Genomic DNA, 26,784 nt, shown 5'->3' on the forward strand with positions numbered 1-26,784 from the left:
AGGCCGGTTTTTAAATTGCCAAAATAAAACTTTAAACCTAAAAACCGATAAGTAATATGACCTACAAAATCATAAAAAGGAGGAATTATGTTGATAAACCGACTAAGGCTTAAGCTGGGAACTAAAATTCTCTGCCTGGTTTTCGTGATTATTCTTATGTTTTCAGCATCAGTTGGCACTGTGATGCTTAAGGATATTACAGACAGCATGAAACAAATGGCGACTGAAAAAGCGAAAGGCGATCTCGCTTTAAGCAGCGCTTATATCGACGATGTTATTTCAGGGGATTGGGAGGTTAAAAACAACAAATTGTATAAAGGCCAAACCCAAATCAACGGTAATGAAGATATCGTTGATCTGCTTGGCGAAAAAACAGGCGATACCGTTACAATTTTTCAAGGGAATACTCGTGTAGCAACCAATGTCATGAAGAATGGCGAAAGAGCTGTAGGCACTCAGGCTTCTTCTGAAGTGACTGACGCTGTTTTAAAGAATGGAAAACGATTTTACGGACAAGCAGACGTAGCAGGCTCTTCTCATCAGACGGCATACATGCCTTTAAAAGATCAAAATGGGAATATCATCGGCATGCTGTATACAGGAGCCAATCAAAACATTTTAACATCACTTACGCAATCACTTCTCATTCAATTCGCTATCGTTCTTGTTATTGTCATTATTGTATCAGTCATCCTTGTCCTGTTTTTCACTAGAAGAATCAATAAGCGGCTGAACGCTTTAAAATGCGCCTTTGAAAGTGCCGGAAACGGAGATATGACAATAGAGGTGTCAGACAAATCCGGTGACGAGCTATCAGAACTCAGCTTCTATTACAATAAGATGCGAATGAAACTGAACGATACCATCCAGACCGTACAGCAATCAGCCCTTCAGCTTGCGTCAGCCTCTCAGCAGCTCTCAGCAGGTGCAGAGGAAACAAATCAAGCTTCAGAAAAGATCACAGAAGCTGTACAGCAGATTGCAAATGGGGCCCAGCATCAGATCAATCGAATTGAAGACAGTGAAAGCTCACTAAAACAAGCTTCAGCAGACATCCAAGATATTTCTTCAAATACTGCCGCAATTGCTGACAAAGGAAAGCTTGCACAAACAAAAGCCGACATTGGGCAAAAGGAAGTTCTAAATGTACAGGCACAAATGGATGCGATACACCAGTCGATTCAGAAAAGCGGGGAAATCATACAGCAGCTGGACGGCCGCTCAAAACAAATTGAACAAATTTTATCCGTCATCACCCAAATTGCCGATCAGACAAATCTCCTGGCGCTCAATGCAGCGATTGAAGCTGCCAGAGCCGGTGAACATGGCAAAGGCTTTGCAGTTGTTGCCGATGAAGTACGTAAATTAGCGGAAGAATCTCAACAATCTGCGGGACAGATTTCAAAACTGGTTACAGAAATACAAAAAGATATGAACCATTCTGCTAGATCTGTTGACCATGTGAAAACAGAGGCTGCAGAAGGTGTCACTATGATCCAGCGCACCCGAAATGCATTTAAGGAAATTGCAGCCGCAACAGGTGAAATCAGTGCCGAGATTAGTGATTTATCATCATCTGTATCAAACATTTCAGCTACTGCACACCAAATAAACAACTCTTTTGCAGCCAATACGGACGACATAAAGGAATCCACAGAAAATACCCGGCAGGCTGCCGCACTAACAGAAGAGCAATTTGCTGCTATGGAAGAGATTACTGCAGCTTCTGAAACGCTATCTCAATTAGCTGAGGAGCTTACCGGTATCATAAGCCAATTTAAAATGATTGATCAACCTGAAATCGACTGATGACTCAGTGTCATTATTGAAATTTAGAAACAGTGTTTTACTAAAAACAAATATTTCGCTCTTCTAAAATTACGATATCAGCAATAAAACGAGTGTAAAACAAAATGTTTTAACCTTTACACCAAACGTTTTCTGGATTACTCTTGGGTCAGTTTTAACGTTGCTAAAAGCGGGAGGTGAACATCACGATGGACATCATAAAAACGATACTTCTCGTCATCGTCGTCATAGCAGCTGCAGCTGTCGGCCTGATCAAGGGAGACTTTTTCTCAGCTGATCAAAAAACGTCTCAAACGAATGAATATGACGAAACAATCGCCCTCCCTTCGGACCGTTATCCCGAAACAGCAAAACATATTGAGGATGCGATAAATGAGGGGTACTCAGATGTATGCACCATCGACAGAGACGGCGCTGAGGAACGCCGCGAGCAATCATTAAAAGACGTACCTCCTAAAACGGGGTATGACAGAGATGAATGGCCAATGGCCATGTGCAAAGAAGGCGGTGAGGGAGCTTCAGTAGAATATATTTCTCCCGCAGACAACCGCGGTGCAGGCTCCTGGGTCGGGCATCAGCTTACCGATTATCCAGACGGCACAAAGGTTTTATTCACCATTCGGTAAACAGTTAGAGGAGGAACAGCACTTTGATCAAGTCATGGAAGCCACAAGAACTGTCGATTTCATATCATCAATTTACTGTATTTCAACAGGATTCTGCACCTCCTGTTATGGATTGGACTGACGAAGCGATCGAAAAAGGATTTGCTGCGGCGGACGGAGCGATTTCATTTGAAGCACAGAGAAATACAAAGGCCTTTATTCTTTTGCGACTGAACAGTTCAGAAACTGTAAACTCCTACAAAAAGAAAGTGACTGTTCCTTTTCAAGTCACAGAAAACGGAATTGAAATTGAAAGCATTATGTCTAAAAGGCTGTCCTTTGATCTTCCTAAAGGAGACTATCAATTGACATGCTGGACTGTGCCGGCTGAGATGTCAGATCTGCACGCCGACACTTATATTATTGATGCTGTTTCTGTGTAATGAAAAAGCCCTGAGAGCATGACTCTCAGGGACTCTTTATAAACTCTCTCCGTTTGTCTTACTTACATCCTGATACCAATAAAAACTTTTTTCTTCAAGCGTTTTAAATCATGTGTATTTTCCTCATCTCGATTGACATATCTGTTAAGCTGGCTGAACGGCTACCAAAAAAGATACGGATTTGTATGGATGCTGGCGGATCATAGTGTGTTATCACTCCAGAAATATTTGATAAACCTTTCATAGGCTATGAAACGCGTTTTATATCAACTCGATATCAATCTCGGAACAGCTCATTCAATATTTTTTCTCTGTGTCTAAGAAAATATCGTGTTAATTGAACATGTTCTGTTTCCTCATAATCTGTATGATGTATCCTTCCACCATCAAAGCTTAAAATATTTGCATTGGGATAGCCCAGGAGGATCGGGGAGTGAGTCGCAATGATCATCTGCACATTTCCACCCTTCACCAAATCATGTATTAACCTCAAAAAAGCCAACTGCCTGGCTGGAGAAAGTGCCGCTTCCGGCTCATCTAAAAGATAAATCGCTTTTTCATTAAAACGATGACGGAACAGAGACATAAAGGATTCTCCATGTGATTGCTCGTGCAGCGGCCTCCCGCCATAAGAAAGGTATGGCTGAGGAGCATCTAATTCCATCTTATCCAGATGAAGAGAAAGATGATAAAACGATTCAGCTCTTAAAAAGAAGCCATTTGTTACTTTTGGAAGCCAAGACAAGCGTATGTAATCGCCTAAGTGAGAATCTGACTCCTGTAATTCATAGACATTATTTCGGCTTCCACCCGCTGTATTGAATTCACATTTATGTGCTATCGCTTCAAGCAAAGTAGATTTACCGGATCCATTTTCTCCTACAAAAAAAGTTACTTGGCTAGTAAATAAAATGTCATGTAATTGGCTGATAGCCGGGATAGAAAAAGGAAACCTGCCAAAGTCCGAAATCTTATCTCGAAGAAGAGTAACCTTTTTTAAAAACATAGCATCTCCTTTCAGTTACATAATATATTGAGGAAAATCTTCTGTATGTATAAAAACATAGCCCATCCTAGTAATCCAAAGCATACCGCCAACCAGAATGGCACATGAATTTTCAGCAAAAACGCCAAAATAGCAAGCAAAAAAACTGTAGCAGGGATTCCTCTAAGCACACCTGATGCAAATTGGCTTAATTGAGCTGTTTTTTCACCCTCCATTCGCATCCAAAAAAGGCTTAATAAACTGACCAAGGGTAAAGCGGCTATGATTCCTCCATAGGTCGGATGTCTTTTTGATATTTCAGTTACAAAACCAATAATCAACGCAGAGATGATCACTTTGCTTAGGACTGCCATTGTTTAGCTTCCTTACTTAAAAGTTCAAAGGCCTGTTCAAGTAAATCCTTTTCTGATGTGCTCATTCGTTCAATGATTTGTTTTAATTTCTCTTTATCTAGCTGTGTATGCTGTTCAAGAACAGCTCTTCCTTCTTGTGTTAAGAAAACGAAAACCTTTCGTTCATCTTGGTGACTTCGCCGTTTAGCCGCAAATCCCTTTTGAATTAAACGTTTAGTATGCTCTGACGCTGTATTGTGAGAGACAGACAAGTATTCAGCCAAAGCCCCTATTGTTGCTTCGCCTCGCTTTTCAATATGCTGCATGAGCCGTATTGCCTGGTGAGAAATATTGTCTTTATGTTTGTAATGTAATAAATAATAAATATCTGTCCACTGCTGATTTAACTTAGTTATGAAATCCAATTCCATCGTACACACCCCTTTTATATCTTATTATACGATATAAAATAACAATACGATATTTTTTCTCAAGTTTCACTTATTTGTTACTAGCAGCTTATTCACATGATAAAAGCACCCAATTCCCATTGGATGCTTACCGTTTTAATGTCTTTTTTCAAATTTATGCGGATGGGGGTGAGGCTTTGGAACAAAGCCATTTTGTTTCATCATTTCAAAGTGTTTGTCCATATGGTTTTTGATGTGTTCTCCTCTTTCTTTAGGCAGAACACCATATTCCACATACTTCGAGACTACGTCTTTGCGCTTTTTCAGTATGTCTGCTTCAAGCTGTTCAATTTCTTTCTTTTGCTGATCTGTCAATGTTACATTTGCGGGTGGCTGCTGCTGTTTTTCAGAGGCTTCAGCTGTGCCTGTCAGAGAACCGACAGCTGCGGCTAAGAACAAAATGATGATATTTATTTTCATTCGTTTCATCCAATTTATTCCTCCTTTGCATTTTTCCATATGTTTTGCTGTATTTCATTTTTTATGCATGCAAAATAAAAAGAGCGAACCATTATTCGCTCTTTCTGATCTGTTCGTCAGTATAAAGTTCTGCTTCACCCGGAGACGCGTAAGTGACATACGTTCCTGCAATTACATCATGCAGTGTCCGTTTGTCTTCCCGCACGGCGATCATAATCAGGCTGGCGATTAAGCCTAGGCCGAATGTTAATGTGTAAACCAGGCCGGCAACAATAACCCGCAAAAACATCGTTAACAGGCTGACCTGTGATCCGTCTTTTTTTACGATTCTGATACCGCAGATTCTTTTTCCGATAACGTAGCCGTTCCAAAACACCGGCAGCAAAATAGAATACAGCAGAACAATCAAGCTAATGAACATGCTGTCGTTCGGGTCGTTTCCTGTAATCAGCCAATAGATCAGCAATAGAGGAACAGAGACTATAATGTAATCCAACAATGAAGCTCCCAGTCTGATCCAGAATCCGGCTGGTTTGTAAATATTCATTTGACTCCCCCATTATGGTTTCAATATCGCTTTGATGTTTCCATCTTCTTTCTTATCGAATATATCATATGCCTTAGGGGCATCATCAAGACTTAATTTATGCGTAATAATGTCGGTTGGATCGATTTCTTTCTGCTTCACCATTTCATATAGCATTGGCATCAGGTGAATGACGGGCGCCTGGCCCATTTTGATTGATACATTTCGGGTAAAGAAATCGCCGAGCGGAAAACCGTCCGCTTGAGAGATATATGCTCCTGTCAGCTGGACTGTGCCAAACTTTCTGACGGCTTCAGAAGCGGTGAGGATCGGACTGATCGTACCGAATTGATTCGGCTTTTCAGACGTATTTTCTTGAGAAAGCGGCGTTCCGTCCATTCCCACACAATCAATGACAACATCTGCTCCGCCGTTTGTTTCATTATAAAGAAGCTTTCCGATCTCATCGTGTTCCGAAAAATTAAACGTTTCCGCCCCGTTTGTCCGTTTTGCGTGTTCAAGCCGATGCGGGACTTGGTCAACGGAGATGACACGTTTTGCCCCTTTCATCCAAGCAAATTTTTGCGCCATCAAGCCAATTGGCCCCGATCCGAGAATCAGGACGGTATCACCTTTTTTCACACCGCTGTGCTCCACGCTCCAAAAAGCTGTCGGCATGACATCCGATAGAAGTAATACTTGTTCATCCTCAAGGTCGCTGTCTGCCGGCACCTTAAAGGAAGAAAAGTCAGCGTAAGGGACACGAAGGTATTCAGCCTGTCCACCCGGAAAATTTCCGTTGAATTCGGAGAAACCGAATAAGCCGCCGGCATCGGTATGCGGGTTTGGATTTGATTCATCACATTGGCTCTCCATCTGATGCTTGCAGTAGAAGCATTCGCCGCAGCCGATGTTAAACGGAATAACGACACGGTCACCCTTTTTTAGCGTTTTGACTTCATTTCCGACTTCTTCAACGATTCCCATTGGTTCATGACCGATGATATAATCCGGAGCGGCCGGAATCCCGTTTTTATACAGGTGAAGATCGGAGCCGCAAATGCCTGTTGCGGTAATACGGATTATGGCATCCTTATCGTGTTGAATCCCTGGATCAGCTGCATCCTTCACTTCAACATGCTCTTTTCCTTGGTATGTCAATGCTTTCATCCATGGACAACTCCTTTTTTATCACTCCTTCCCTTCATAGCAGCTTTTAAACGTGCACACGCATTTGTCTACACAATTCTAACTTTTTGAAAACGAGCTCAACATATTGCAACCCCTTATGTTCAATGCTATCTTTTTAGTTGATTAACAGATTGGGGGAAACAAAGGTGAAATCATTCATGCAATCAAAAGCCGTTATATTCAGTTTCACAATGGCTTTCTTTCTCATATTGGCAGCCTGTTCCGGCAAAAATGAAGCCGATTCCAAGGATACAGGCTGGGATCAGATCAAAGACAAAGGAAAAATCGTTGTCGCTACATCGGGCACGCTTTATCCCACTTCTTACCACGATACCGATTCTGGTTCCGATAAGCTGACGGGCTATGAGGTTGAAGTCGTTCGTGAAGCGGCAAAACGCCTGGGGCTAAAGGTTGAGTTCAAGGAGATGGGAATTGACGGGATGCTGACAGCGGTGAACAGCGGCCAGGTTGACGCAGCCGCAAATGACATCGATGTGACAAAGGACCGCGAGAAGAAATTCGCGTTTTCCACTCCATATAAATACTCATACGGCACAGCAATTGTCCGAAAAGACGATTTATCAGGAATTAAAACGCTTAAAGATTTAAAAGGGAAGAAAGCTGCTGGCGCAGCTACGACAGTCTACATGGATGTAGCGAGAAAATACGGCGCCAAAGAAGTCATTTATGATAATGCGACCAATGAGCAGTATTTAAAAGATGTCGCCAACGGACGCACTGATGTCATTTTAAATGACTATTACCTGCAGACACTTGCGCTCGCAGCATTCCCGGATCTCAATATTACGATCCATCCTGACATTAAGTATATGCCGAACAAACAGGCGCTTGTCATGAAAAAAAGCAATGCGGCACTTCAGAAAAAGATGAACGAAACATTGAAAGAGATGAGCAAGGATGGCACTTTGGCTAAGCTCTCGAAACAATTTTTCAATAAAGCAGATGTATCAAAGAAACTGGAAGTCGACGTTCAGGACGTTGATTTGTAATCGGACGCCATGATCAATAGCATTCAGTGGGAATATATTTTCAACACAAAGCTGGCGATTGACTCGTTTCCTTATGTCATACAAGGGATTGGATACACACTGCTCATCTCATTTGTGAGCATGTTTGCGGGAACGGTGCTCGGCCTATTCATATCACTTGCCAGAATGTCTACACTCGCCTTGTTAAGATGGCCGGCGAAGCTCTATATTTCCTTTATGCGGGGCGTTCCGATTTTAGTGATCTTATTTATCCTTTATTTCGGATTTCCTTATATCGGCATTGAATTTTCCGCAGTCACTGCCGCTCTAATCGGCTTTAGCCTGAACAGCGCAGCCTACATTGCGGAAATTAACCGTTCAGCGATTTCATCCGTTGAAAAAGGACAGTGGGAAGCCGCATCCTCTCTCGGCCTTTCCTATTGGCAGACAATGAGGGGCATCATTTTGCCGCAATCGGTCCGTATTGCGCTCCCTCCGCTTGCCAACGTATTGCTCGACTTAATCAAAGCGTCCTCTCTCGCTGCGATGATCACAGTGCCGGAATTGCTCCAGCATGCGAAAATCATCGGCGGCAGAGAGTTTGATTACATGACCATGTATATTCTGACCGCTCTCATTTATTGGGCCATCTGCTCAGCAGCGGCCGCACTTCAGAATATCCTTGAGAAAAAATACGCTCATTATGTTTAAACAAACGTTTCATTAAAAAAGCCGCTCCTCAGGGGACTGACCCCATAAGATGAGACAAATAAAAACACCTTCAAGTTTGAATACGGATGATTGTTATCCGAAATTAGACTTGGAGGTGTTTTTTCTATGGGGACAAGAGTGAGTTATCCGCTTGAAGTGAAACAGAAGGCTGTAGAAATGAGATTGGCAGGCGTGCCTATGAAAGAGATCATGCAGAAATTGAATATTAAGAATAAGACACAGGTTCAGACATGGGTCAGATGGTATAAGGCTGGGGATACACATCGATTTGAACAGCCTGTTGGAAAGCAATATACTTACGGAAAAGGTCCGGAGTATTCTTCCGAAATAGAGAAACTACAGGCAGAGAATCGTTACCTGAGACAACAGAATGAAGTTTTAAAAAAGTACAACGAATTGGAAAGGAAGTTGATAGCCAAACGTCAGTCGAACTTGTAGAAGTATTGCACCGATCAATGACCGTACAGGATATCTGTGTTCATTTAGGTATCTCCCGAGCGTCTTATTATCGTTGGAAGAAGAATCTGACGAAGGATCAACCTAAACGCCATTTAGAAAGACAAATCGGCACGTTGTGCCGAGAGCACAAGTATCGATATGGATATCGAAAAATCACAGCCATATTAAAAAAGGGAATGTGTATTAACCATAAAACGGTTCAGCGTATTATGCAGAAAAATCAATGGCAGTGCCGGGTTAAGGTGAAAAAGCGCAAGAAGAATGGGCAGCCATATGCCGTGGTCGATAATATATTAGATCGGAACTTTCAGTCTGATCATCCTCTTGAAAAACTAGTAACGGACATCACGTATTTGCCTTATGGACAGAAGCAATTATACCTTTCCAGTATATTGGATGTATACAATGGAGAAGTGATTGCTTTTACGATTGGAGATAAGCAGGATACAGACTTTGTCTTACACACACTTGATCAACTGCCAACACTGCCTGAGAACTGCGTGTTACATAGTGACCAAGGATCTGTGTATACATCTTACGAGTATCAGAAAGCTGTTAAAACAAAAAGCATTACCATGAGCATGTCCCGCAAAGGGACGCCCGCTGATAATGCCTCCATCGAATCGTTTCATTCCTCACTAAAGTCTGAAACGTTCTATCTTAACAGCATTGATCGAACCACGACCGCCATCGTAGAACGCACTGTCATAGAATACATTCATTATTATAACAATATTCGTATTCAAACGAAACTAAACAACCAATCACCGATAAACTATCGGCAATTGGCTGTTTAAAAGGTGTTTTGATCCCTGTCTTAAAAACGGGGGTCAGTCCCTCAGGAGACGGCTTTTTTCCTATTGATTCAGCTTCCACTTGAACGGGTCCTCAAACAGCGACCAGTCGGAATCAAATTCATACTCAGTCAGCAGGCATTGATCAAGCTCTTTCGTGATCGCTTCTTCATCCAAGTTGGTTCCGATAAACACCAGCTGCGTCAGCCGGTCGCCGAATTCCGGATCCCAGTCCTCCAAAATTTCCGGCTCCTGCTGTTTGACTTGCTCCTGTTCAAGATTTGGAAGTGCCGCCACCCAATACGATACAGGCTCAATCGTTACCGACGGCCCAGCTTGTGACATCAGCAAAGCGAGATTGTTATGCGAGGCGCACCAGACGATTCCTTTGGCACGAACCACATTCTTTGGCATTTGATCCATCCAATGATAAAACCGTGTAGAATGAAACGGCAAACGTCTCTTATACACAAATGAAGAAATGCCGTATTCTTCTGTTTCCGGGGTGTGTTCCGCATGGCCTGCCGTCAGCTCTTGAATCCAGCCGGCCGATCCGCTCGCTTCTTCGAAGTTAAATAACCCTGTATGCAATATCTCCTGCGGTTTAACATTTCCTTTGACGGAACGTATGAATTTGGCCCTTGGCTGCAGTTTGCGAAGGACTTTTTCAAGCTGTTCGAGTTCTTGCTCACTGACCAAATCACATTTATTTAAGATCAGAACATCGCAAAACTCGATTTGATCGATCAAGAGGTCGGCAATGTCTCTTTCATCTTCTTCCCCTAATGCTTCTTTGCGGTCCAGAAGGCTATCGCCTGACTGATAATTATGCCAAAAACGGTTGGCATCAACCACTGTCACCATCGTATCCAGCTGACAGAATTTTGTAAGATCGATCCCCATCTCTTCGTCGATATAAGAAAAAGTCTGGGCCACCGGGATCGGTTCGCTGATTCCCGTCGATTCGATTACGATATAATCAAACCGCCCTTCCTTTACCAGCTTCTCGACTTCAATTAATAAATCCTCACGAAGCGTGCAGCAAATGCAGCCGTTTGACATTTCCACAAGCTTTTCATCTGTTCTGGAAAGGCCGCCTTCCTGCTTAACCAATCCCGCGTCAATGTTCACCTCGCTCATATCGTTGACGATGACGGCTATTTTTAAGCCTTCACGATTTTGCAGAATGCTGTTCAGCAATGTTGTTTTTCCCGCGCCAAGATAACCGCTCAGTACGGTAACCGGAATTTTTTTCATACGAATGTCCTCCTCATAAAATAGAATCATTACGATTTAACTTGTATGCTTCGCCGTATATGTAATGGTGTAAGCAGCTTTTCGCGCTCCGGAAATATTTCTCGCTGTCGGCCCGATTTCTAATTCAGCAAAGGCTCCCATCACATATAATCCTTTTCCCCATTCCAAATCCTTGCCAACGATCGGAAAACCGCAGCCTGCATAAGGCAATTGCTCCGCTTGCGCTGCTCTCTGTACCCAATCGAACCGGCTGATGTCTGAAGTAAAACCTGTTGCCAGTGCAATACGCTCGTATTTATATGGCGATTGGCTGGCTTTTCCATGTATTATTAGCTTGCCGTCATCTGTTTTTTGGCAAGACTCAATTTCATCCTGAATGACTTTTATTCTGCCCTCTTTCCTATAGACAGCAAGCTTTCTTGACATGTCTTTTGGAAAAGAGCCGCGGTGTCTGGCGCTTGTAATCCATTGCCTTCTCTGTTGGTAGTCAGACGTTTTGCTGAATGCTTTCATATATTTCGGACCAAGCCACCCCGGATCACTGTCGAAGTCATAGATCCGAAACGGATGCCTCGCCAGCATCGTTACATCATGGCCGTCATCTGCGAGCTTTACGGCATAATGAGCCGCCGTTATCCCTCCGCCGACAACTGCCATTTGCACCCTTTTATTGCTTACACCGTGCACATCTTTGTCAAAGACATGATAAACGCCGTCATACTGAAATGGTTTTGCCCACTCCGGCCAAAAAGGCTGATGGGAAAAACTCATGGCTAAAACCGCTCGTTCACCCGTGAGTGTTCCGGCGCCATCTATCTCCGCTACCCACAATCCATCTTCCCTTCTCAGATTTGTCACCATGCCCCTTTTCCATGCTTGATCAATCTGTATCTCGTCCAGCACCGTCTCACAGTGCTGATTGAAGAGCGACAGCGAGGGCCTTTTATATCTTCCAAGGAACACTTCCGGCCATTGGCTTTTATCCGCATACGTTTGCAGGCTGAACGGCTCTGTGTCTACGTGATGAACCGAAGGAGAGCGCAAGTATTTCATCTGAATGCGGCTTGTGTTTAGTTTCCAGCATTCAAGAGGCCGTTCATGGGGATCAATGACAGCCATTTCCTCAATCGATGCCCTTCCGCTTTTCACAAGATGCACAGCCAAGGTTGAGCCTTGGATGCCGCCGCCAATGATCAGCCATTTATACATAGGAGAATCTCCTCTCTACAAAACGTAATTGTTACGATTTAAATAGTATGTTCTTTTTTCCTTTTTGTCAACTGCTTTTCCATTCAGCCAATCACAACTTTTGTATGTTGAGGGATGTTTTCATATATCCATTTCGCATCTGGGATGGCCAGTCTGATACATCCATGAGATGCCTTCATCCCTAGTTTTTTTGCTTCTTTTTCGATGACCTTTTTATCCTTTGTCATCGGTACACTGTGAAATAGAAACTCGCCATGGTTCTTCCATGAGACCCAGTATTCCGCGCCTTCCTGATACCCTTCAGAGAAAAACCATTCTCCCCGTTCAGGCTCTATATAAAAGGTGCCCTTTGGCGTAGCGTCATCTTTTGTTTGATCCAGTCCTGATGAGACAATCATTGTATATAAGGTTTTGTTTCCTTCTTTGATGTAAGCCTTCTGGTCTTTCACATCCACATCAATCCAGACAAGCTTCTCCTTGATATTCGGGTATTCACCGCCTGAAGGCTTTGTCCAATCAATGCTGGTTTCTTCTGTCTTTTGGTCGGACGTTGCGTGATCTGCCGTTTTCTTCTTATCAGCGCTTGTGTGTTCTTCCGTTTTCTTTGTATCGGCACTTGCGTGTTCTTCCGCATGGCCAGAGCAGGCCGACATCAGGCTGGCCGGCACAAGAACTGCAACAAATAATAATAAGAGTTTCATATTCGATCCTCCTGTTTCGAGAAACGCAGCTTTGCATAGGCGTCGTGAAGATGGATCGATTCTTCATTGCGGCATTCAATCTCAAAGGCTGTCACCCATTCAAGCTCATACAAATCCGCGGCGATCAGCCGGATGAGATCCTCCACAAATCTCGGGTTTTCATATGCCGTTTCTGTTACGGCTTTTTCATCAGGGCGCTTCAACACCGGGTGCAGTCTAGCGGAGGCATTTGATTCAGCTGCATGAAGCAAATCGGCTTTAACATCACTTGGCAGCGATGCGGCCGGATGAATGTCAGCCCAAATGCTGACCGTTCCCCTCTGATTATGGGCGCTGTATTCACTGATTTCCTTGGAGCAAGGGCACAGGGTCGTTACTTTCGCTGAGATGCCGGCACGCTGTTCAAACGGCTGATCTTCGCGATAGGTGACAGACATCCATATGTCAGCATGCATCAGGCCCGCTTTCTCAAGCTTCGGGCTTTTTCGTTCGAAAAACCATGGAAACCGCACTTCGACTGATGCGGAGGACTGGCCCATGTTTTCCGCAAGATCTTTCGTAAATTGCTGAAGTGTGGAAAATGAGAGAATCCAGCCGTTTTGATGATAGGCTTGAAGCAGATCTGTTAACCGGCTCATGTTAATTCCCTTTTGATTTCTCCGCAAATCACAAGTCATTGTAAAGTTTGCGGCCGTTGTTTGCTTAGCAGGCGCCATGGCAGAAGTGATTGTGACCGGATGGGACACGTTAGCGACACCTACATGCTGAATGTCAAAAAAATAATCTTTTCTGATGTTTTGCAGATCCGTCATTTTTTCTTTTTCTACAGGTTTATCGCCTTTCAGCGGACTGACCGACCCAAAATATTGAAGACGCTCCGGTTTTTCCGGCAGCAGCGTGTGTTGATTCATTCAGAAAACTCCTCTCATCAATAAATCGTAATTATTACTATTTATTCTGATCGCTTCACCGATGAAAATCAAGAGAAAATAAAAAAGACACGCACGAAGCATGTCCTTGAAAACCTATACATCCGCCGGGCTGCTTTTTACGCTCCAGCTTTTCCTCCAGTAATAGCCTACGGCAAGCACGAGTGCAAATGCCAGCAGCGCGATACAGGAAAACGTGATAAAACCGATAGCATATGTGCCTGTCATCTGTTTTAACGATCCTAAGATATTCGGCAGGAAAAACCCTCCGATCCCGCCGGCCGCACCGACAATTCCCGTCACCATGCCGATTTCTTTGCGGAAGCGCTGCGGCACGAGCTGGAATACGGCTCCGTTCCCCATTCCGAGCCCCATCATTCCGACAAACAACAATACGATGACCATTGAGAGAGACGGCAGGCTGCTGACTCCAGCCATACACAAGGCCACGATGACAAACAAGACAGAAAGCACTTTTGTCCCGCCGACACGATCGGAAATCCAGCCCCCGACAGGCCGAAAAAAGCTTCCCGCCGCCACACATAATGTAACGAAATCTCCCGCGTGAATTTTTGACAGCTGGTATTGATCGACGAAGAAAATAGATAAAAAGCTTGAAAGCCCCACAAATCCCCCGAATGTAACGCTGTACAGCAGGCAGAAGAACCATGTTTCCTTTTGCCCGAACACATGCAGATAACTTTTGAGCGGCTGCGGCGCCGGCTGTGCGGGAGAATCCTTTGCCATGGATACAAATAAAACAAAGACGATCAATAAAGGAATGAGCGCAATTCCCATGACAATATGCCAGCCGAACTGCTCTGCAAAACGCGGGCCAAACAGCGTTGCAAACAGAGTGCCGCTGTTCCCCGCGCCGGCAATCCCCATCGCCAAGCCTTGCAAATGAGGGGGATACCACCGGCTTGCCATAGGCAGCGCTACGGCAAAGCTTGCCCCCGCCACACCAAGCAGAATCCCGATGGCATACAGCTCAGGGAGCGAGCGGCCGCCAAATGTCCCCCACAGCAGCGGAACCATTGTCACCAGCATTCCGAGCATTGCCGTTTTTTTCGGCCCGATTCTGTCCGTGAACACACCTAAAATGATACGAAACACAGATCCTGATAAAATCGGCACAGCCACGACAAGCCCTTTCTCAACAGGAGACAAGCCAAAATCCTGAGAAATATAAACACCAAGCGCCCCAAGCATCACCCATATCATAAAACTCACATCAAAGTATAAAAAAGAACAGAGCAAAGTGAGTGGATGACCGCTAGTTTTCAGCTCTGACAGCTTCATAAGATTCCCCTTTCTTGACTCTCCATTATTTTAAATTTTCTGAATAAAGGATATATGACCATCTTTTTCTGGAAAAGACTTGTGTCAGTTTTTGTGACACGTTTAATGCGTTGACCATGCATTGTGACATAATTTTTGAAGGGACACTTATTTGCTGCGCCAAAGGAGGTCTGGTACATGAAGAAACAAAGGTTGGTGTTAGCAGGGAACGGAATGGCTGGCATCCGCTGTATTGAAGAAATTTTAAAGCTAAATCGCCAAATGTTTGAGATTGTCATTTTCGGAAGCGAACCGCATCCCAACTATAATCGCATTCTCTTATCCTCTGTTTTGCAGGGTGAGGCGTCACTCGATGACATTACACTGAACAGCAAGGATTGGTACGACAAGCACGGGATTACCCTTTATACAGGCGAAACGGTTGTTCACATTGATACAGATCAGCAGCGGGTCAGCACGGACCGGAAACGCACCCTGTTTTATGACAAATTGATTGTGGCAACAGGCTCCTCCCCATATATTCTCCCCATCCCCGGGGCGGACAAAAAAGGCGTCTATGGATTTCGAACAATAGAAGACTGCCAAGCATTGATGAGCATGTCAGAATACAATCAAAAGGCCGCGGTAATCGGAGCTGGATTATTAGGACTGGAAGCCGCAGTCGGGTTACAGCACCTCGGCATGGATGTCAGCGTCATTCACCACGCCGCCGGCATTATGCAAAAACAGCTCGATCAAACGGCATCGAGGCTGCTGCAGACGGAGCTGGAGCGGAAAGGCTTAACCTTTCTTTTGGAGAAAGACACCGTATCCATTTCTGGGACCTCGCGGGCTGACGGCATTTGTTTTAAAGACGGCTCTTCACTGAAGGCAGACTTGGTTGTAATGGCGGCTGGCGTAAGGCCGAATATTGAATTGGCTGTATCAGGGGGAATCGCAGTCAACCGCGGGATCATCGTGAATGACTGCATGCAGACGAGCGAACCGAATGTATATGCCATCGGGGAATGTGCCGAGCATAACGGAACAATATACTGTTTGGTACCGCCGCTTTATGAGCAGGGAAAAGTTCTCGCCAGACATATTTGCGGCGATCTATGTGAGGGATATCAAGGCTCGGCACCATCCACGGCTTTAAAAATAGCCGGAATTGATGTGTGGTCAGCCGGAAAGGTTCATGAGGATGAACGCACGACGAGCATCAACATTTGCGATGAACAAGCAGGCATCTATAAAAAAGCACTCTTTGAGGATGAGAAACTGGCCGGCGTTATTTTAATCGGAGACACGCGTGACAAGCAGCGTTTTCTCGACAGCCTGCTCAAACAAAGAGACATCTCGATCGTGAAAAAGCAGCTATTCGAACCGAAGGAAAACGGCACGTTATTTGATTCTATGTCTTCCAGTGAAACGATTTGCCAATGCAACTCAGTGACGAAAGGCGCGATTGAAGACACGGTACACACGAAAGGCTTAACCACTGTCGAGGAAGTCAAGCACTGTACCAAAGCATCCGGCTCCTGCGGAGGATGCAAGCCGCTCGTGGAAAACCTTTTGAGGTACATGGCCAGCAGCGAATATGCAGAGCCCGCCGGCACACCTACGTTTTGCGGCTGCACTGATGTAACAGAAGACGGCATCATTGCTGAGCTTCAACGCAGACCATTCACCGATCCGGGGGAAGTCATGAGCCAGCTTGGCTGGAAAACAAAAGACGGCTGCCACAAATGTGTTCCGGCGATTCAATACTACATGGAAAAGCTGCAGCCCGATTTTGTTCAGTCTGAACCAGAGGCCGAAGATACGTGCATCCTGATTCCGCAAATGTACGGCGGACGCGCAACCGCGGAGCAGTTAAGAGACATCGCCAACATCATCGAAGCATACAGCATCCCAGACGTATCGATCACTCACAGGCAAAGACTGAAGCTTTCCGGGATCAAACCCGCGGATCTCCCGAACATCAGAAAACACCTGAAAATGCCTGCTCGCTCAAACGAACACCGCCGCTCGCTGCAAAGTATCAAAACATGTACATGCGGACAAAACCGATCGATTCAGCAGCTGGCAGCCCCAATCGAGAGGCAACTTGAGGGGCTTTCCATGCCCGCTTCCATTTCTGTCAGTCTATCATGTGAAACAGACTGTACCGATGCCGCCATACAAGATGTCGGCGCGATTCGGACGCACGCTGGCTGGGACATTTATATCGGCGGGGTCCGGGGAACTCACGCCCGTTCCGGAGCCCTGTTTTTCGTGACAGACAACACAGACAGCACTGCCGGCATGATCAAAGGGCTGATCCAATATTATCGTGAGACGGCGCATTACTTAGAAGCCGTTCATCAGTGGATCGACCGTCTCGGAATTGTGCACATCAGAGAAGTGCTATTGGAAGAGGACCTTAGGACGCAGCTGCTGGAAAGTCTTCAAACAGACCTGTCGATGATTCAAAACCCGCCCATACAGGCAGGCGCACATAAGAAAGGATGAGGCATTTTGACTGAACGACTGCTTAGATATTTCCGCGATAAACAGCAAGACATCCAATCAGAAAAAACGTATGACACCCAATGCCCGTTTTGCAGCATGCAGTGCAAAATGCAGCTCGTGGAACAAACCATCGTCACACGAAAAAAGTTCACAGCGATCGGGATTAATCATCCTACGACACAGGGCCGATTATGCATGAAGGGCATGAACGCCCACCAGCATGCACTGAACGCCTCCCGCGTCACCCGGCCGCTGCTCAAGAAAAACGGCGAATTTATGCCTGTTTCCTGGGAAGAAGCACTGAATCACATCAAAGACCGAGTGACAATGATTCAACACGAACACGGCCATGACGCCATGGCGGTATACGGAAGCGCCTCAATTACGAATGAAGAGGCATACTTGTTAGGGAAGTTCGCACGGGTGGGCTTACAGACAAAATACATCGACTACAATGGGAGATTTTGTATGTCCGCCGCTGCAACCGCAGCCAATCAAACATTCGGTGCGGACAGAGGTTTAACGAATCCCTTAGCAGACATCCCCCACACCCGTGTGATCATTTTGGCCGGCACCAATATTGCGGAATGCCAGCCTACGATGATGCCGTATTTTGAAAAAGCGAAAGAAAACGGCGCTTACATCATTGCCATTGATCCCCGCGAGACAGCGACAACGAAAATCGCCGATCTTCATCTGAAAATCAAACCCGGCACAGACGCCGCCCTTGCCAACGGTCTCGTCAAAATCATCATCGACGAACAGCTCGTAAACACTGATTTCATTCGATCACGAACAAATGGATTCAAAGAGCTAAAACAGCATACTGACACGTTGAGCCTGAATGATATCGCTGATCAAACAAGTGTCCCGCTGGCGCACCTGCGAAAAGCCGCTGTAAAGTTTGCCAAGGAAACGTCCGGCATGCTGTTTACAGCGCGCGGGATCGAACAGCAAACCGATGGAACGGCGGCTGTAAAAGGCTTCTTAAACATGGTGCTCATCACAGGAAAAATCGGCAAACCTTACTCGGGCTATGGGGCGATCACCGGACAAGGCAACGGGCAAGGCGCCAGAGAGCATGGCCAAAAAGCCGATCAGCTCCCGGGCTACCGTTCTATCGAAAATGAAGAACACCGGGCGCATATTGCGAGAGTGTGGGGAATCTATCAGGATGAACTCCCGCGAAAAGGAGTCTCAGCCTATGAAATGATGGAAAAAATCAACGGCGGCGATATCAAAGGGCTGTTCCTCATGTGCTCCAACCCTGCTGTCTCCAGCCCAAATGCCAATCTCGTGAAAAAAGCGCTGAGAAAACTGACATTCTTTGTCGCAATCGATATGTTTATGTCTGAGACGGCGACATACGCAGATGTGATTTTGCCCGCCTCCTCTTATTTAGAAGATGAGGGCACCATGACAAATGTCGAAGGCCGCGTGACATTAAGAGAAGCAACCCGCCCATGTCCCGGTGAGGCAAAGCATGATTGGCAGATCATTTGCGAGATCGCATCCGCGCTCGGGAAAGGCCGTTATTTTTCTTACGCGTCAGCTGAGGAAATTTTTCATGAGTTGAGAGAAGCGAGCCGGGGCGGGATTGCCGATTATTCGGGCATCACATACGACAGGCTCAGACGTGAAGGCGGCATTCATTGGCCGTGTCCGGAAGCTGATCACCCCGGAACCGGGCGCTTGTTTGCGGACTCATTCGCACATCCGGATCAAAAAGCGGCACTAAGTGTCATTCCAAACGACCCGGCAGTTCCAAAAGAGAAGCCGACAGCCGATTACCCGCTTTATTTAACGACAGGCCGAGTCATGGCTCACTACTTAACAGGCGTCCAAACGAGAAAAAGCGCCGCCCTTGCCGCGAGACATTTTGAATCATTTATGGAAATCCATCCGCAAACAGCAGCGTCCTTTCAAATTGAAGACCGTGTGCTCGTAAAAATAGAATCGCCGCGGGGGAGCATCACCGTCCGCAGCAAATTATCAGATCAAATCAGAAAAGACACCGTTTTTGTTCCCATCCATTGGGCAGATGCTCAAAATGTGAATGATTTAATCGGCGAGACCTTAGATCCAGTCTGCAAAATGCCCGGTTTTAAGGTGTGCGCCGTCCGAATCAGGCCTATTTAAATTTTTCATAAAATTTTTAGAACTTTTCGTATATTTTGTTACATTTTATAACATGCATCTTAAATATTTCTTTTTGCTGTGCTACGCTGGAAAAAACATTGATAAGGAGCGGATCATCTGATGGGAAAAAAACAGCTAGTTCTTGTTGGAAACGGAATGGCCGGGGTAAGGGCCATTGAAGAGATACTGAGTGTTGCAAAAGACGAGTTTCAGATCACAATTTTCGGTGCCGAACCGCATCCCAACTATAACCGAATCCTGTTGTCAAAAGTGCTTCAAGGCGATACAGACATTAAAGATATTACGTTAAACGATTGGGACTGGTACGAAGAAAACCATATTCAATTGTATACAAATGAAACAGTCATCAAAGTGGACACGGAAAACAAAACAATCATCACAGATGCAGACAGAATCCAGCCTTATGACGAATTGATCCTGGCAACCGGATCTGTCCCTTTTATCCTTCCGATTCCGGGCGCAGACAAAAAAGGCGTCACAGCTTTCCGGGACATAAAAGATACAGACACGATGCTCGCCGCGTCAAAACAATATAAAAAAGCAGCCGTCATCGGCGGAGGCCTGCTTGGTTTGGAAGCCGCACGCGGGCTCTTGAATCTCGGCATGGAGGTCTCTGTCATCCACCTTGCCCCATTTCTGATGGAACGGCAGCTTGATGCAACGGCAGGGCGCCTGCTGCAAAACGAATTAGAAAAACAAGGAATGACATTTTTACTTGAAAAACAAACCGAAGAAATTATCGGTGATGGCCGTGTCGAAGGCCTCCGCTTCAAAGACGGCACAAGCATTGAAGCGGATTTAGTCGTCATGGCTGTCGGCATCCGCCCGAATACACAGCTTGGCGCGGAAAGCGGCATTCCGGTGAACCGCGGAATCATTGTCAACGATTATATGGAAACTGAAATCCCCCATATTTATGCGGTCGGCGAATGCGCTGAGCACCGGGGAATCGCTTACGGGCTCGTGGCGCCGCTTTATGAACAGGCAAAAGTGCTGGCGAAGCATATATGCGGCATCGAAACAAAACCGTATGAAGGTTCCGTCCTCTCTACTCAGTTAAAGGTATCAGGCGTCGAGGTTTTCTCCGCCGGTGACTTTGATGAATCAGAGGAGAAAAAAGCGATTAAAGTCTTCGATGAACAGGATGGCATCTATAAAAAAATCGTCTTGAGAGGCAATCAAATTGTCGGTGCTGTTTTATTCGGCGACAGCAGCGAGGGCAACCGCCTGTTTTCTATGATTCAAAAAGAAGCCGATATCACTGAAACCTCTAAAATCTCAATCTTACAGCCTCTCAACCAAGAAGCCGGCACAAGCATTACCGCAGCGATGAGCGATGATGAAATCATCTGCGGCTGTAACGGCGTGTCAAAAGGTGACATCATTCTAGCCATACAGGAAAAGGGCTGCTCGTCAACGGACGAGATCAAAGCATGCACCGGTGCATCCCGTTCATGCGGAGGCTGTAAGCCGCTCGTAGAAGAAATCCTCCAACATACGCTCGGATCAGACTTTGATGCGTCAGCGCAAAAAGAAGCGATTTGCAGCTGCACCACATTGTCAAGAGATGAAGTCGTAGAACAAATCAAGGCCAAAGGGCTGTCACATACAAGAGAAATCATGAACGTACTCGGCTGGAAAACGCCAGAAGGCTGTTCCAAATGCCGGCCGGCCCTGAACTATTACCTAGGCATGATCAATCCAACCAAATACGAGGATGATCGGACTTCCCGCTTTGTGAACGAACGAATGCACGCCAATATTCAAAAAGACGGAACATATTCAGTCGTGCCTCGGATGTACGGCGGCGTGACCAACTCCACAGATTTGCGCAAGATCGCCGATGTCGTCGATAAGTATGAGATCCCGCTCGTGAAAATGACCGGCGGCCAGCGGATTGATCTCATCGGCGTGAAAAAAGAAGACCTTCCGAAGGTATGGGAAGATCTTGATATGCCGTCAGGCTACGCGTACGGAAAGACACTGCGCACAGTAAAAACATGTGTAGGCCAGCAATTCTGCCGCTTCGGCACGCAAGACTCCATGGCATTAGGCATCGACCTTGAGAAAAAATTTGAAGGACTCAACACGCCACACAAAGTGAAAATGGCCGTATCTGCCTGCCCGCGAAACTGTGCAGAGTCCGGCATTAAGGACCTTGGCGTTGTCGGCATCGACGGAGGCTGGGAGCTTTACGTCGGAGGAAACGGCGGAACCCATTTACGCGCCGGTGATTTGCTGATGAAGGTGAAAACAAATGAAGAAGTCTTAGAATACGCAGGCGCCTACCTGCAATATTACCGGGAAACCGCAAACTATCTGGAGCGTACTTCCGCATGGCTTGAGCGCGTCGGTTTATCCCATGTCCAATCCGTATTAAACGATCCGGAAAAACGGCAGGAGCTAAACGGCCGAATGAACGAAACACTCTCTGTCCACAAGGATCCATGGAAGGGCTTTTTGGAAAACAAACAAAGTTCTAATGAATTATTTCAAAACGTCGTGACCACATCATAATGACAAAAAACAAACATGAAGGAGGAATGGACATGGTAAACAAAGGCGTAACAAAAGTATGGATCAGTAAAATTGAAGAATTACCTGAACAATTAGGCAAAACAGTGTATATTGAAGATAAGGAGCTCGCGGTTTTTAAGCTTTCAAACGGAAGCATCCGGGCCATCGAAAATCGCTGTCCGCACAAGGGCGGCGTCCTGGCGGAAGGCATCGTCAGCGGCGAATATGTTTTCTGCCCGATGCACGACTGGAAAATCTCTTTAGAAGATGGAATCGTCCAAGAACCCGATCACGGATGTGTCAAAACATACGAAACGCTGATCGAAGGAGATCATGTTTATCTTTTATATTAACCAAACCACCGAATCGCTTTTCAAGTGATTCCCAGATTGTTGACAACATCCTAAAGCGGGTTAAGGTTTTAGGATGTTGTCCTCTTTTCAGTGATTGAAAACCCTTGATGTTCAGGACGGGCGAGCATGGGCGCAGACTTCCGCACCATCCGGTGACAGCGGCGCTTGCAGAGGACGCTTGTAGCCGCTCGCCTTTTTGAGGGAGCGCCAACGCGCGGGCCTGATAACGAATGCAAGAGTTTGTCGACACGCTTTGGATCACTTTTCAAGTGACCCTTCATTTTTCACAGTGACGGAAGGATGACATGATCATGAAGAACGGAATCGTATATTTCGTGGGAGCGGGCCCCGGCGATCCCGGGCTGCTCACCATTAAAGGGAAGCAGGCGCTGGAGGAAGCGGATGTCATTTTATATGACCGGCTCGCCAACCCGAAGCTGCTCGAATTCGCATCATCAGACTGCCAATTTATTTATTGCGGAAAACGGCCAGACCGCCATTTTATGAAACAAAGAGACATTAATGCCCTGCTGGTTGAAGAAGCATCAAAGGGATTAACCGTCGTCCGTTTGAAAGGCGGAGATCCGAGTGTATTCGGCAGAGTAGGCGAGGAAGCAGATGCTCTCCATGAGCATGGCATCCGCTATGAAATGGTGCCGGGCATCACCTCCGGAATTGCAGCGCCGTTATATGCCGGCATCCCCGTCACGCATCGGGATTTCGCATCGTCTTTTGCCATGATTACCGCGCATGACAAATCATTAAAAGGAACCCCGAATCTGGACTGGGAGGGGCTTGCCCGAAGCGTTCAAACCCTTGTCTTTTACATGGGCATCAAGAATTTATCTTATATTTGCCAGCAGCTCATCGCATACGGAAAATCGCCTTCTGTCCCTGTCATTGTGGTCCAATGGGGAACATGGGGCCGCCAGCGGAGCGTGAAAGGATCGCTTGAGAACATTCAGCAAAAAGTACAGGAACACCAGATTACAAACCCTGCGATTATCGTCATCGGGGATATCGTCAATTTTCAAACACACAGCTGGTTTGAAAGCAAACCGCTCATCGGACAGCATATGATGGTGGTCACTCATGGCGAAGATGAAGACCCGCTTGCAGACAAGCTGCGTGCTTCCGGTGCCGATGTCATCGAATGGCCGAAATGGCGGATGGAGAACATGCCTGTCGATGAAGAGATTCTTCGAAAAATCGGCATCTTTGAAGACATTTTTTTCACATCGCGCCATGCGGTTTGTGCATTTTTCCAAGCGCTGGCATCCAAGAAAATCGACATCCGCCAGCTGACAGCCCGACTAAGTGCGGCATCTGAACATGCAGAGACGGAGCTTGAGAAACGGGGTTTTCTCGTCTCGTCCGTTCAGCCAGATTCAGAAAAACGTCTTGTGGTCGGGAGCCGTCATTCAGTGGAAAACATGCAGAAGCATGAGTCCTGTTCGTTTTATATCACCCATGAAAACGTCATAGATGACCGGTTCACCCACATGATTCAGCGAACCGTCAATGAATCTCCGCTGCACATGATCATCTGTCCGAGCAAACCGTCCGTTCAGCAATTGATCAGCACAGGCGAACAAATCGGCATTTCACCGGAACCATCAGCGAACCGGCCTCCCATCGTCTGTATAGGTGATGACTCAGTTGCCGGCGCTTATGGATTCACCGTTGTTCAAGAACAGGATGAATTGTTTGCTTTGATTCAGAATCAACAGGCGGAAAAAAAGCTTCTTCACAGCTGATTGCTCACAGCCCTTTCCTTAAAGGGCTGTTTAGCGTGTCGACAAACCCTCGCATTCGTTGTCAGTCCTGCGCGTTGGTGCTCACGAATTGCTGCATTCGCTGTGCTCCAATGCTCGTCCTTCCTAGACTTCAAGGGTTTTCAATCACGCTGAAAAGATGACAAAGTCATAAAACGAAAACCGTTTTATGACTTTGTCAACAATCTGAGCAGCCCTTTTCTCAAGGGCTGTTTTATTTATGCACCAATTTTTTGTGATGGGTTGAATACATCGCCATATTCTCAGCCTTAGGGTCCAAATAAGCCTTCGCGCTGTTGACCGCTGTAGGGCCTTCTGCAAAGCCGCCGGCAATCAATTTCAGCTTGCTTTCATAAAAAGCCGCGTCACCCGCCACAAACACGCCCGGAAGGTTCGTCCGCATATGTGTGTCCGCTTTTACCCTGCCTTCTTCAATCTCCAGCCCCCACTCCTTCATCGGTCCGAGATCAATTTTAAAACCATGATTAATGATCAGCTCGTCAACCTCTATGTCTTCCCTCTGGCCTGACGCAGTATGACAAACAGTCACGCTTTGGATGCGCTCCTCATCGCCGCGTAGCTGCTCCAGACGATAGGGCGTGAGCACCCGCACCGATGATTGCTTCATTTTCGTCACGCTGCTTTCCATTCCGCCGAATTCCTCGCGCCGGTGAACAACAGTCACAGACGCCGCAATCGGTTCCAGCTCATTGGCCCAATCGACTGCAGTATCACCGCCGCCTGATATCACGACCCGCTTGCCTTTAAAGGCATCAAGCTTCTCCACTCCATAATGAAGATTTTTGCCCGCATACCGGGTCGCATCCTCACTGTCAAACTCATTGACCTCAAGCGTTCCCATGCCGACAGCTAAAATCACGGTACGAGTATAATGCTTTTCTCCTTCAGAACCTGTCAGCACAATGGTGCCGTCTTCCAGGCGTTCAAATCCGGTCACACGCTGATTCAGCACGATGTCGGGATCAAACGTCGCCGCCTGCTCCTTCAGCTGCTTGATCAGCTGCTTTCCCGCAATCCCCGGTATTCCGCCGATATCGCGTATGATTTTCTCAGGAAAGAATAAAGACACTTTGCCTCCGAGCCGCGGCAAAAATTCGAGCACTTTCGTTTTCAGCTCCCGCATCCCGCAGTAAAAAGCCGTAAACAGCCCGATCGGCCCCCCGCCTATCACCGTAACGTCATATACCTCTTGATTCTCAGCCATCCGTCCTGCCTCCCGTTCACATCTATATCAAAACCACTTTAATTGAGAATGAATATCAATACAAAGTATATCATATTTCATGACTTGTGTTTATTCATTTCTCCTCCTTGTGGTAAATGGTTGAAAGCCCTATAATAGGCAGAAAACAAATGGGAGAAACAGATGAAAAGACGAGTCGAAACGATCACTCTTGAAGGACATACGCTTGAATATTCCGTTGCGGGCAAGGGAACCCCTATTCTTGTCATGCATGGCGGACATTCAAATTGTTACGAGGAGTTCGGGTACACAGGACTGATTGAACAGGGGTATTCCATCATCACGCCTTCAAGGCCCGGTTACGGACAGACGTCAAAAGAGATCGGAAAAAGTCTTGCTGAGGCCTGCCGTTTCTATGTAAAGCTATTAGATCATCTGCAAATTGACAGTGTGCATGTGATGGCCATCTCAGCAGGAGGCCCGAGCGGCATAAGTTTTGCTTCACATTATCCTGAAAGGGTAATCACTCTGACCCTGCAATCCGCGGTGACCAAAGAATGGCTCACCCCAAAAGACGCTGAATATAGAATGGGAAAAATCCTCTTCCGCCCGCCTGTGGAAAAGTGGATATGGAAGCTGATTTCTTCTCTGAATAACGCCTTCCCGCGTTTGATGTTCAAAGCCATGAGCCCGCAATTCAGCACGCTTTCGTTTCAGAGAATCAAGACCATGATGGACGAAAAAGACATTGAAGCATTTCGGAAAATGAACAGCCGGCAGCGCTCCGGTGACGGCTTTCTGCTAGACTTGTCACAAACCGCCGCTATCTCTTCAAAGGAGCTGCAGGCCATCTCATGCCCCGTATTGATTATGCAAAGTGTTTATGATGGTTTTATCGACAAGTCACATGCCCATCATGCTAAAAAACACATTCCTGGCGCTGTTCTCTGTTTGCTTCACTCATGGGGGCACCTGATTTGGCTCGGGAAAGACGCTGCTGAAACAGATAGAATCATATTCGAATTTTTAGAATCCTAAACAAAGTGAAACAATTTTTCCTCCTCCTCCGTCAAACAAGCAGTGCCTTTTTTTCTGATATGATAAAAGG

The 26,784-nt window shown here is 46.1% G+C and carries 24 protein-coding genes and 1 pseudogene; 12 read left to right on the forward strand and 13 right to left on the reverse strand.

From position 1 onward, the window contains the following. Positions 1 to 87: 87 nt before the first annotated feature. From tlpC to nin, 3 genes are all read left to right on the forward strand, one after another. On the forward strand, positions 88 to 1,809 hold the full coding sequence (gene tlpC / locus BV11031_RS16655) for a methyl-accepting chemotaxis protein TlpC (RefSeq protein ID WP_010330232.1): 1,722 nt from the start codon (positions 88 to 90) through the stop codon (positions 1,807 to 1,809). A 176-nt stretch (positions 1,810 to 1,985) separates the two neighbouring features. Continuing rightward, positions 1,986 to 2,435, forward strand: a complete 450-nt coding sequence (gene nucA, locus BV11031_RS16660; protein ID WP_128568242.1) for a DNA-entry nuclease — start codon at positions 1,986 to 1,988, stop codon at positions 2,433 to 2,435. A gap of 23 nt (positions 2,436 to 2,458) precedes the next feature. Further along, positions 2,459 to 2,857 (forward strand): DNA-entry nuclease inhibitor, encoded by a 399-nt coding sequence (nin, locus tag BV11031_RS16665; RefSeq protein WP_010330230.1) that lies wholly within the window; start codon positions 2,459 to 2,461, stop codon positions 2,855 to 2,857. Between the two features lie 36 nt (positions 2,858 to 2,893). On the opposite strand, the pseudogene BV11031_RS23040 reads toward nin, so the two are convergent. The 7 genes and pseudogenes from BV11031_RS23040 to BV11031_RS16695 all read right to left on the reverse strand — a co-directional run. Further along, positions 2,894 to 2,997 (reverse strand): annotated as a pseudogene (locus BV11031_RS23040) (hypothetical protein); the annotation flags it as partial. A 137-nt stretch (positions 2,998 to 3,134) separates the two neighbouring features. Next, positions 3,135 to 3,863, reverse strand: coding sequence for an AAA family ATPase (locus BV11031_RS16670; RefSeq protein ID WP_010330229.1), 729 nt, complete (start codon positions 3,861 to 3,863; stop codon positions 3,135 to 3,137). Positions 3,864 to 3,874: 11 nt separating this feature from the next. Further along, a complete protein-coding gene (locus tag BV11031_RS16675) occupies positions 3,875 to 4,216 on the reverse strand; it encodes a DUF3147 family protein (protein WP_010330228.1) in 342 nt (113 codons plus the stop codon). After that, positions 4,204 to 4,626 carry a MarR family winged helix-turn-helix transcriptional regulator gene (locus BV11031_RS16680; RefSeq protein ID WP_010330227.1) on the reverse strand — a complete coding sequence of 141 codons (423 nt, stop codon included), beginning with the start codon at positions 4,624 to 4,626 and terminating at the stop codon, positions 4,204 to 4,206. Before BV11031_RS16680 ends, BV11031_RS16675 begins: the two co-directional genes overlap by 13 nt. A gap of 135 nt (positions 4,627 to 4,761) precedes the next feature. Next, positions 4,762 to 5,094, reverse strand: a complete 333-nt coding sequence (locus BV11031_RS16685) for a YckD family protein (protein ID WP_010330226.1) — start codon at positions 5,092 to 5,094, stop codon at positions 4,762 to 4,764. Positions 5,095 to 5,176: 82 nt separating this feature from the next. After that, entirely contained in the window at positions 5,177 to 5,632 is a 456-nt protein-coding gene (locus tag BV11031_RS16690; RefSeq protein ID WP_010330225.1) for an RDD family protein, read from the reverse strand. Between the two features lie 12 nt (positions 5,633 to 5,644). Further along, entirely contained in the window at positions 5,645 to 6,781 is a 1,137-nt protein-coding gene (locus BV11031_RS16695) for a zinc-dependent alcohol dehydrogenase (RefSeq protein WP_010330224.1), read from the reverse strand. 167 nt (positions 6,782 to 6,948) lie between these two features. Here BV11031_RS16695 and BV11031_RS16700 point away from each other — a divergent pair, with 167 nt between their 5' ends. From BV11031_RS16700 to BV11031_RS16710, 3 genes are all read left to right on the forward strand, one after another. Then, the gene (locus tag BV11031_RS16700) at positions 6,949 to 7,812 is read left to right on the forward strand and encodes a transporter substrate-binding domain-containing protein (protein WP_010330765.1); all 864 of its coding nucleotides are present in this window, start codon (positions 6,949 to 6,951) and stop codon (positions 7,810 to 7,812) included. 9 nt (positions 7,813 to 7,821) lie between these two features. Beyond that, positions 7,822 to 8,502, forward strand: coding sequence for an amino acid ABC transporter permease (locus tag BV11031_RS16705; protein ID WP_010330764.1), 681 nt, complete (start codon positions 7,822 to 7,824; stop codon positions 8,500 to 8,502). A 126-nt stretch (positions 8,503 to 8,628) separates the two neighbouring features. Beyond that, positions 8,629 to 9,779, forward strand: a protein-coding gene (locus BV11031_RS16710; RefSeq protein ID WP_128568240.1) for an IS3 family transposase whose coding sequence is annotated in 2 segments (ribosomal slippage) — positions 8,629 to 8,902 and positions 8,902 to 9,779 — 1,152 coding nt in all. Because the reading frame shifts where the segments join, the coding sequence is not laid out codon by codon here. A 60-nt stretch (positions 9,780 to 9,839) separates the two neighbouring features. On the opposite strand, the gene zinU is transcribed toward BV11031_RS16710, so the two are convergent. The 5 genes from zinU to BV11031_RS16735 form a co-directional block, all read right to left on the reverse strand. Beyond that, on the reverse strand, positions 9,840 to 11,033 hold the full coding sequence (gene zinU / locus BV11031_RS16715) for a zinc metallochaperone ZinU (RefSeq protein WP_129550793.1): 1,194 nt from the start codon (positions 11,031 to 11,033) through the stop codon (positions 9,840 to 9,842). Positions 11,034 to 11,069: 36 nt separating this feature from the next. Further along, positions 11,070 to 12,242: an FAD/NAD(P)-binding protein gene (locus BV11031_RS16720; protein WP_010331334.1), complete on the reverse strand. Its 1,173-nt coding sequence runs from the start codon at positions 12,240 to 12,242 to the stop codon at positions 11,070 to 11,072. 83 nt (positions 12,243 to 12,325) lie between these two features. Continuing rightward, positions 12,326 to 12,943 carry a L,D-transpeptidase gene (locus BV11031_RS16725; RefSeq protein ID WP_010331335.1) on the reverse strand — a complete coding sequence of 206 codons (618 nt, stop codon included), beginning with the start codon at positions 12,941 to 12,943 and terminating at the stop codon, positions 12,326 to 12,328. Further along, on the reverse strand, positions 12,940 to 13,854 hold the full coding sequence (folE2, locus tag BV11031_RS16730; protein WP_010331336.1) for a GTP cyclohydrolase FolE2: 915 nt from the start codon (positions 13,852 to 13,854) through the stop codon (positions 12,940 to 12,942). Before folE2 ends, BV11031_RS16725 begins: the two co-directional genes overlap by 4 nt. Before the next feature lie 114 nt (positions 13,855 to 13,968). Then, a complete protein-coding gene (locus tag BV11031_RS16735) occupies positions 13,969 to 15,174 on the reverse strand; it encodes an MFS transporter (protein ID WP_010331337.1) in 1,206 nt (401 codons plus the stop codon). Positions 15,175 to 15,351: 177 nt separating this feature from the next. On the opposite strand from BV11031_RS16735, the gene nirB reads away from it, so the two are divergent. The 5 genes from nirB to cobA all read left to right on the forward strand — a co-directional run bounded on the left by nirB (position 15,352) and on the right by cobA (position 24,454). Next, entirely contained in the window at positions 15,352 to 17,667 is a 2,316-nt protein-coding gene (nirB, locus tag BV11031_RS16740) for a nitrite reductase large subunit NirB (protein ID WP_010331338.1), read from the forward strand. A 6-nt stretch (positions 17,668 to 17,673) separates the two neighbouring features. Next, positions 17,674 to 19,806 (forward strand): assimilatory nitrate reductase catalytic subunit NasC, encoded by a 2,133-nt coding sequence (gene nasC / locus BV11031_RS16745; protein ID WP_010331339.1) that lies wholly within the window; start codon positions 17,674 to 17,676, stop codon positions 19,804 to 19,806. 120 nt (positions 19,807 to 19,926) lie between these two features. After that, complete coding sequence (gene nasD, locus BV11031_RS16750) at positions 19,927 to 22,344, forward strand: NADPH-nitrite reductase (protein ID WP_010331341.1); 2,418 nt, start codon at positions 19,927 to 19,929, stop codon at positions 22,342 to 22,344. Between the two features lie 32 nt (positions 22,345 to 22,376). Beyond that, complete coding sequence (nirD, locus tag BV11031_RS16755; protein ID WP_010331342.1) at positions 22,377 to 22,697, forward strand: nitrite reductase small subunit NirD; 321 nt, start codon at positions 22,377 to 22,379, stop codon at positions 22,695 to 22,697. A 305-nt stretch (positions 22,698 to 23,002) separates the two neighbouring features. Beyond that, positions 23,003 to 24,454 carry a uroporphyrinogen-III C-methyltransferase gene (gene cobA, locus BV11031_RS16760; protein WP_082246419.1) on the forward strand — a complete coding sequence of 484 codons (1,452 nt, stop codon included), beginning with the start codon at positions 23,003 to 23,005 and terminating at the stop codon, positions 24,452 to 24,454. Between the two features lie 232 nt (positions 24,455 to 24,686). Here cobA and ffoR read toward each other — a convergent pair whose 3' ends face one another. After that, positions 24,687 to 25,697, reverse strand: a complete 1,011-nt coding sequence (gene ffoR, locus BV11031_RS16765; RefSeq protein ID WP_010331345.1) for a ferredoxin--NADP(+) reductase — start codon at positions 25,695 to 25,697, stop codon at positions 24,687 to 24,689. A gap of 162 nt (positions 25,698 to 25,859) precedes the next feature. Here ffoR and BV11031_RS16770 point away from each other — a divergent pair, with 162 nt between their 5' ends. Beyond that, positions 25,860 to 26,714 (forward strand): alpha/beta fold hydrolase, encoded by an 855-nt coding sequence (locus tag BV11031_RS16770; RefSeq protein ID WP_010331346.1) that lies wholly within the window; start codon positions 25,860 to 25,862, stop codon positions 26,712 to 26,714. Positions 26,715 to 26,784 lie beyond the last annotated feature (70 nt).

It is taken from the genome of Bacillus vallismortis, assembly GCF_004116955.1.
In the GTDB taxonomy this organism is placed as follows: Bacteria; Bacillota; Bacilli; order Bacillales; family Bacillaceae; genus Bacillus; species Bacillus vallismortis.

Excerpts from the sequence above, each read along its gene's own strand:
- tlpC (WP_010330232.1), top strand. The coding sequence starts at position 88 with ATGTTGATAAACCGACTAAGGCTTAAGCTGGGAACTAAAATTCTCTGC.
- BV11031_RS16670 (WP_010330229.1), bottom strand. The coding sequence starts at position 3,863 with ATGTTTTTAAAAAAGGTTACTCTTCTTCGAGATAAGATTTCGGACTTT.
- BV11031_RS16675 (WP_010330228.1), bottom strand. The coding sequence starts at position 4,216 with ATGGCAGTCCTAAGCAAAGTGATCATCTCTGCGTTGATTATTGGTTTT.
- BV11031_RS16680 (WP_010330227.1), bottom strand. The coding sequence starts at position 4,626 with ATGGAATTGGATTTCATAACTAAGTTAAATCAGCAGTGGACAGATATT.
- BV11031_RS16685 (WP_010330226.1), bottom strand. The coding sequence starts at position 5,094 with ATGAAACGAATGAAAATAAATATCATCATTTTGTTCTTAGCCGCAGCT.
- BV11031_RS16690 (WP_010330225.1), bottom strand. The coding sequence starts at position 5,632 with ATGAATATTTACAAACCAGCCGGATTCTGGATCAGACTGGGAGCTTCA.
- BV11031_RS16695 (WP_010330224.1), bottom strand. The coding sequence starts at position 6,781 with ATGAAAGCATTGACATACCAAGGAAAAGAGCATGTTGAAGTGAAGGAT.
- BV11031_RS16705 (WP_010330764.1), top strand. The coding sequence starts at position 7,822 with ATGATCAATAGCATTCAGTGGGAATATATTTTCAACACAAAGCTGGCG.
- zinU (WP_129550793.1), bottom strand. The coding sequence starts at position 11,033 with ATGAAAAAAATTCCGGTTACCGTACTGAGCGGTTATCTTGGCGCGGGA.
- BV11031_RS16720 (WP_010331334.1), bottom strand. The coding sequence starts at position 12,242 with ATGTATAAATGGCTGATCATTGGCGGCGGCATCCAAGGCTCAACCTTG.
- BV11031_RS16725 (WP_010331335.1), bottom strand. The coding sequence starts at position 12,943 with ATGAAACTCTTATTATTATTTGTTGCAGTTCTTGTGCCGGCCAGCCTG.
- folE2 (WP_010331336.1), bottom strand. The coding sequence starts at position 13,854 with ATGAATCAACACACGCTGCTGCCGGAAAAACCGGAGCGTCTTCAATAT.
- BV11031_RS16735 (WP_010331337.1), bottom strand. The coding sequence starts at position 15,174 with ATGAAGCTGTCAGAGCTGAAAACTAGCGGTCATCCACTCACTTTGCTC.
- nirB (WP_010331338.1), top strand. The coding sequence starts at position 15,352 with ATGAAGAAACAAAGGTTGGTGTTAGCAGGGAACGGAATGGCTGGCATC.
- nasD (WP_010331341.1), top strand. The coding sequence starts at position 19,927 with ATGGGAAAAAAACAGCTAGTTCTTGTTGGAAACGGAATGGCCGGGGTA.
- nirD (WP_010331342.1), top strand. The coding sequence starts at position 22,377 with ATGGTAAACAAAGGCGTAACAAAAGTATGGATCAGTAAAATTGAAGAA.
- cobA (WP_082246419.1), top strand. The coding sequence starts at position 23,003 with ATGATCATGAAGAACGGAATCGTATATTTCGTGGGAGCGGGCCCCGGC.
- ffoR (WP_010331345.1), bottom strand. The coding sequence starts at position 25,697 with ATGGCTGAGAATCAAGAGGTATATGACGTTACGGTGATAGGCGGGGGG.
- BV11031_RS16770 (WP_010331346.1), top strand. The coding sequence starts at position 25,860 with ATGAAAAGACGAGTCGAAACGATCACTCTTGAAGGACATACGCTTGAA.